This is a genomic window from Mycobacterium sp. (assembly GCF_035570115.1).
GTDB lineage: Bacteria > Actinomycetota > Actinomycetes > Mycobacteriales > Mycobacteriaceae > Mycobacterium.
Genome location: NZ_DATMLH010000105.1, coordinates 1 through 5187, shown reverse-complemented (window position 1 = coordinate 5187; position 5187 = coordinate 1). Strand labels below are relative to the sequence as shown.

Genomic DNA, 5187 nt, shown 5'->3' with positions numbered 1-5187 from the left:
GTGCCCCCGGCAGGATTCGAACCTGCGGCCTTCTGCTCCGGAGGCAGACGCTCTATCCCCTGAGCTACGGGGGCGCACGCGAGAAATGCTGCGCCAACGGGCCACGACAGACTAACGCATCACGGCGGCCGGCTGGGCACCGGAACGGATTCGGGGCCTGAGGACCTCAGCCAATAGGATGGCCTGCGTGAACCCCGCCGACCTGGCCGAGCTGCTCAAGGCCGCCGCGACCGCGGTGCTGACCGAGCATGCGCTCGACACCGCCGCGCTGCCGCCGACGGTCACCGTCGAGCGGCCGCGCAACCCCGAGCACGGCGACTACGCCAGCAACCTGGCGATGCAACTCGGCAAGAAGATCGGCGTCAATCCGCGCGAGCTGGCCGGATGGCTGGCCGAGGCGCTGGCAGAGGCTGACGGCATCGCGTCGGCGGAGGTGGCCGGGCCCGGCTTCATCAACCTGCGCCTGGACGCGTCGGCGCAGGGCGTCATCATCAACAACGTCATCGACGCCGGCCACACCTACGGCAACTCCGTCGCCGAGGCCGGACACAAGATCAACCTGGAGTTCGTCTCGGCCAACCCGACGGGGCCCATCCACATCGGCGGCACCCGCTGGGCCGCGGTCGGTGACGCACTTGGCCGGCTGCTGTCGACGCAGGGCGCCGAGGTGGTACGCGAGTACTACTTCAACGACCACGGCGCCCAAATCGACCGGTTCACCAACTCGCTGATCGCGGCGGCCAAAGGCGAGCCCACTCCGGAAGATGGCTACGCCGGCAGCTACATCGCCGACATCGCCGCGCAGGTCCTAAAGGAAGCACCCGACGCGCTGAGCCAGCCCGACGCGGTGCAGCACGAGACTTTCCGCAAGATCGGCGTCGACTTGATGTTCGCGCACATCAAGTCGTCGCTGCACGACTTCGGCACCGACTTCGACGTCTACACCCATGAAGAGTCGATGCACAGCAGCGGCCGTGTCGAGCAGGCGATCGCCCGGCTTCGCGTGAACGGCAACATCTACGAAAAGGACGGCGCAACCTGGTTGCGCACCAGCGCTTTTGGTGACGACAAGGACCGCGTCGTGATCAAGAGTGACGGCCAGCCCGCCTACGTCGCCGGTGATCTCGCCTACTACCTGGACAAGCGGGAACGCGGCTTCGACCTGTGCATCTACATGCTGGGCGCCGACCACCACGGCTACATCTCCCGGTTGAAGGCCGCCGCGGCCGCGTTCGGTGACGACCCGGCCACCGTCGAGGTGCTCATCGGCCAGATGGTCAACCTGGTCCGCGACGGCCAGCCGGTGAAGATGAGCAAACGGGCCGGCACCGTGATCACGCTCGACGACCTGGTCGAGGCGATCGGCGTGGATGCCGCCCGCTACAGCCTGATCCGCTCATCGGTGGACACCCCGATCGACATCGACCTGGCGCTGTGGTCATCGGCGTCCAACGAAAACCCGGTGTACTACGTGCAATACGCGCATGCCCGGCTCTCCGCATTGGCCCGCAACGCCGCCGAGCTCGGGCTGATCCCTGACACCAGCCACCTCGAGCTGCTCACCCACGATAAGGAGGGCGCGCTGGTTCGAACTCTCGGCGAGTTCCCACGGGTGCTGAAATCCGCCGCGTCACTGCGCGAACCGCACCGAGTGTGCCGCTATCTGGAAGACCTCGCCGGCGACTACCACCGGTTCTATGACTCGTGCCGGGTGTTGCCGCAGGGCGACGAACAACCCAACCAGCTGCACACGGCGCGACTGGCCCTATGTCAAGCCACCCGCCAGGTCATCGCCAATGGGTTGGCCATCCTGGGTGTCCGCGCACCGGAGCGGATGTGAACGCACATCCAGCCGGCCCACGGCACGCCGAAGAGTTCCATCACGGGGGCGTTCCACCGCGACCCGCGACGGCAGACGAACTCCTGCAACTGGCACCGAACGTCTGGCCGCACAACGCGGTCCGCGGCGACGACGGAGTCGTCAGCGTCGCCGGTGTCACGCTGAACTGGCTCGCACAGGAGTACGGCACGCCACTTTTCGTCGTGGACGAAGCGGATTTCCGGGCGCGCTGCCGCGAGATCGCTGCGGCATTCGGCGGTGGTGCGAACGTGCACTACGCCGGCAAGGCCTTCCTGTGCAGCGAAATAGCGCGGTGGATCGACGAGGAAGGCCTCTCGCTGGACGTCTGCACCGGCGGCGAGCTGGCGGTCGCGCTGCACGCGAACTTCCCGCCTGAGCGGATCGCGCTGCACGGCAACAACAAATCGGTCGCCGAGCTGACCGCGGCGGTCAAGGCCGGCGTCGGTCGTGTCGTGCTCGACTCGATGACCGAGATCGAGCGCCTCGATGCCGTCGCCGGTGAGGCCGGTGTCGTTCAGGATGTGCTGGTGCGCGTCACTGTCGGCGTCGAGGCCCACACCCACGAGTTCATCTCCACCGCCCACGAAGACCAGAAGTTCGGCCTGTCGCTGGCCAACGGCGCGGCGATGGCCGCGGTCCGACGGGTATTCGCCACCGATCACCTCCGATTGGTGGGTTTGCACAGTCACATCGGGTCGCAGATTTTCGACGTCGGCGGTTTCGAACTTGCGGCGCACCGGGTGATCGGCCTGCTGCGCGATGTCGTCGCCGAGTTCGGCGTCGAAAAGACCGCACAGATTTCCGCCATCGATCTCGGTGGCGGCCTGGGCATCTCGTATTTGCCGGACGACGATCCGCCGCCGGTTCGCGAACTCGCCGACAAGCTCGGGTCCATCGTGCGCAATGAATCCGCGGCGGTGGGCTTGCCGGTTCCCCGGTTGGTCGTTGAGCCAGGCCGGGCCATCGCCGGGCCCGGGACCATCACGCTGTATGAGGTTGGCACCGTCAAGGATGTCTGGGTGAGCACCACAGCGCATCGCCGGTACGTCAGCGTGGACGGGGGGATGAGCGACAACATTCGGACTTCGCTGTACGGGGCGGAATACGACGTTCGACTGGTCTCCCGGGCCACCGATGCGCCCCCGGCGCTGGCGCGTGTGGTCGGAAAACACTGCGAAAGCGGCGATATCGTCGTCAGGGATACCTGGGTGCCCGACGACATTGCGCCGGGCGACCTGGTCGCGGTCGCCGCCACCGGTGCGTACTGCTACTCGCTGTCAAGCCGCTACAACCTGATCGGCCGCCCAGCGGTGGTGGCTGTGCGCGATGGGCGGGCCCGTCTGATCCTGCGCAGGGAGACCGTCGACGATTTGCTGAGTCTGGAAGTGAGGTGAAGGCGTGAACCGCGCCGACGACGATGCGGAGCGCAGCGATGAGGAGGAGTGGCGCACATGAACGGTGGTGAAAAGCCGGTCGGTGTAGCGGTATTGGGGCTGGGCAATGTGGGCAGCGAGGTTGTTCGCATCATCGAGGACAGTGCCGACGATCTCGCTGCCCGGATCGGCGCGCCGCTGGTGCTGCGCGGCATCGGTGTACGGCGGGTAGCCGCAGACCGGGGTGTACCGATCGATCTGCTCACCGAAAACGTCGATGAACTGGTCGGCCGCAACGACGTCGACATCGTCGTCGAGGTGATGGGGCCGGTCGAGCCGTCTCGCAAGGCGATCCTGTCCGCGCTGGAGCATGGCAAGTCGGTCGTGACGGCGAACAAGGCTCTGCTGTCGGTCGCTGCTGGAGAGCTCGCGCAGGCTGCCGAAAATGCCCATGTGGACCTTTATTTCGAGGCAGCCGTGGCGGGTGCCATCCCGGTGATCCGGCCGCTGACCCAGTCGCTGGCCGGCGACACGGTGCAGCGGGTAGCCGGGATCGTCAACGGCACGACCAACTACATCCTCTCCGAGATGGACAGCACCGGCGCCGACTACGAGCGCGCGCTGGCAGACGCGAGCGCACTCGGCTACGCCGAGGCCGATCCCACCGCGGATGTCGAAGGCTACGACGCCGCAGCGAAAGCCGCGATCCTCGCGTCCATCGCGTTCCACACCAGGGTGACCGCCGACGACGTCTACCGCGAGGGCATCACCTCGATCACCCCGGATGACTTCGCGTCCGCGCGCGCCCTCGGCTGCACGATCAAGCTGCTCTCGATTTGCGAGCGAATCACGACCGGCGATGGCCAGCAGCGGGTTTCGGCTCGGGTCTACCCGGCGCTGGTGCCGTTGTCGCATCCCCTTGCTACGGTCAGCGGCGCCTTCAACGCCGTGGTGGTCGAGGCGGAGGCCGCGGGTCGACTGATGTTCTACGGTCAGGGCGCCGGCGGAGCGCCGACCGCATCGGCGGTAACCGGCGATCTGGTGATGGCCGCCCGTAACCGGGTGTTGGGCAGCCGCGCGCCGAAGGAGTCGAAGTACGCTCAACTGCCGATCGCGCCAATGGGTTTAATCTCTACCCGCTACTACGTCAGCATGAACGTTGCTGACAAGCCGGGCGTATTGTCCTCGGTTGCTGCAGAATTCGCCAAGCGCGAAGTCAGCATCGCCGAAGTTCGCCAGGAAGGTGTCGTCGGCGAGGGCGGGCACCGGGTAGGAGCCCGCATCGTGGTGGTCACCCACAGTGCCACCGACGCCGCACTGTCCGAAACCGTGGATGCCCTGGCTGATCTCGACGTGGTACAGGGTGTGGCCAGCGTCCTGCGGCTGGAAGGAACCAGCGAATGAGTCCGGCAAGCGCCGCCAAGACCGGCATTCATCGGCCGTGGCCGGGTGTGATCGCGGCCTATCGGGATCGGCTACCGGTCGGCGACAACTGGGCTCCCGTCACCTTGTTGGAGGGCGGCACCCCGCTGATACCGGCAACCAGGCTCTCGGCAAAGACCGGCTGCACGGTTCATCTCAAGGTCGAGGGCCTCAATCCCACCGGCTCCTTCAAGGACCGCGGCATGACGATGGCCGTCACTGACGCGGTGGCCCGCGGCCAGCAGGCCGTGCTGTGTGCATCGACCGGCAACACATCTGCCTCGGCGGCGGCTTACGCCGCCCGCGCCGGCATCACCTGCGCGGTACTGATCCCGCAGGGCAAGATCGCGATGGGCAAGCTGGCGCAGGCCGTGATGCACGGCGCCAAGATCATCCAGATCGACGGCAACTTCGACGACTGCCTGGAACTCGCCCGCAAGATCGTCGCCGACTTCCCGACGATCTCGTTGGTCAACTCGGTCAACCCCGTCCGCATCGAGGGCCAGAAGACAGCGGCGTTCGAGATCGTCG

The 5187-nt window shown here is 66.6% G+C and carries 4 protein-coding genes and 1 tRNA gene; 4 read left to right on the top strand and 1 reads right to left on the bottom strand.

Going from position 1 to position 5187, the window contains the following annotated elements; all coding sequences use genetic code 11:
- Position 1 precedes the first annotated feature (1 nt).
- Positions 2-74, bottom strand: a tRNA-Arg gene (locus VNW74_RS09390).
- A 113-nt stretch (positions 75-187) separates the two neighbouring features.
- Here VNW74_RS09390 and argS point away from each other — a divergent pair.
- The 4 genes from argS to thrC form a co-directional block, all read left to right on the top strand.
- Positions 188-1840: an arginine--tRNA ligase gene (gene argS, locus VNW74_RS09385; RefSeq protein WP_325676325.1), complete on the top strand. Its 1653-nt coding sequence runs from the start codon at positions 188-190 to the stop codon at positions 1838-1840.
- Positions 1837-3255: a diaminopimelate decarboxylase gene (gene lysA / locus VNW74_RS09380; RefSeq protein ID WP_325676324.1), complete on the top strand. Its 1419-nt coding sequence runs from the start codon at positions 1837-1839 to the stop codon at positions 3253-3255. Before argS ends, lysA begins: the two co-directional genes overlap by 4 nt.
- 57 nt (positions 3256-3312) lie before the next feature.
- Positions 3313-4638, top strand: coding sequence for a homoserine dehydrogenase (locus VNW74_RS09375; RefSeq protein WP_325676323.1), 1326 nt, complete (start codon positions 3313-3315; stop codon positions 4636-4638).
- Positions 4635-5187, top strand: a 553-nt coding sequence (thrC, locus tag VNW74_RS09370; RefSeq protein ID WP_325676322.1) for a threonine synthase, incomplete at its 3' end; no start/stop codon positions are given. The genes VNW74_RS09375 and thrC, both read left to right, overlap by 4 nt.

Coding starts and splice junctions, on each gene's coding strand:
- VNW74_RS09375 (WP_325676323.1), top strand. CDS start 3,313: ATGAACGGTGGTGAAAAGCCGGTCGGTGTAGCGGTATTGGGGCTGGGC.